Below are 1063 nucleotides of genomic sequence, written 5' to 3' on the forward strand. Positions count from 1 at the left end.
TTTATTTGAAATATATCTTTCAACAGCCCATTTATTTCTATACCACAAAGTTCTTTTATATCACAAGCACACAAAACTTTAAGTGAACGCAATACATCTTGAAATTTCTTTTTATTAAACCGATGTTTATAAGATAGTTTAAATAAAAAAGAAACTTCTTCTAAGCTTGCATTACTGTGAATTATTTTTACAGCTTTTACAGGTGATATAGTTCTACCCTCTATATCCAGGTTCTTTTCTTTTTTTGCTTTTTCACTTTTTCTGTCATTATAAGTACCATAGAGATTAAACACCCCTTTAGAAACATCATTCTTACTAAAAGTTTCAATATGATCTTTATGTAAGTTATCTAAATAATAATAGTCTCCTTTTTGAAATTTCACACCATCTAATTCAACCTTTTTAGTTATTTTATAAATTGTAGCTCCTTGGTACGATGATTTTGTTCGAACTGATGAATCAGCAAGCTTTTCTACCGGGAATAACCCCAAAACATCTATCCAAGTATTTGTGTTTTTGACGTAATCATACAAACGAAAACCACCCAATAATCCAATCGGGTCCTGTGAGATATAACATCCCATAGCAGGAGAATAATACCTGAATCGGTTGTATGCCAACTCGGTCTCATAGTCATTGTACTGCCCTTGGAAGAGGAACGGTACTGTAACGTTCTTATAGTAGGAAGTCCTTCTATGGAATTCCTCCTTGATAATTTTCTCGTTCATATCAGGTCATTTGTACCAGACTTCCCCACATTCTCATCGAACATCTGTAATCGAGACATAAGCTGCTTTTTCTGACTTTCGGTTATGCACTGTTCATAAATATTGATTTTTGAGCATGATATTCTTATTTCCGTTCCACAAAAGAATAAAAATCTATAGTTATAGATGTCCTTATCCTTTACAGCAAATTCATGGATAAGAAGTGACGTTAATTTATCAGGAACAGCATTCATTACCAACTTTGAAATCTCCTTAAATACAAATTTGTATGTCCTATCATAATAAGGAGACACCCAAAGAATACATATCCCATTTTTGCGGAATTGAATACTAAT

The 1063-nt window shown here is 32.4% G+C and carries 1 protein-coding gene and 1 pseudogene; both read right to left on the reverse strand.

What is annotated here, in order from left to right; all coding sequences use genetic code 11:
- Positions 1-482: 482 nt before the first annotated feature.
- Positions 483-665, reverse strand: a pseudogene (locus M3089_RS15700) (RHS repeat-associated core domain-containing protein); the annotation flags it as partial.
- Between the two features lie 59 nt (positions 666-724).
- On the reverse strand, positions 725-1063 hold a 339-nt coding region (locus M3089_RS15705; RefSeq protein ID WP_449566843.1), incomplete at its 5' end, for a hypothetical protein.

Origin of the sequence: Marseilla massiliensis, assembly GCF_023336985.1 — a bacterium.
Lineage (GTDB): Bacteria > Bacteroidota > Bacteroidia > Bacteroidales > Bacteroidaceae > Prevotella > Prevotella intestinigallinarum.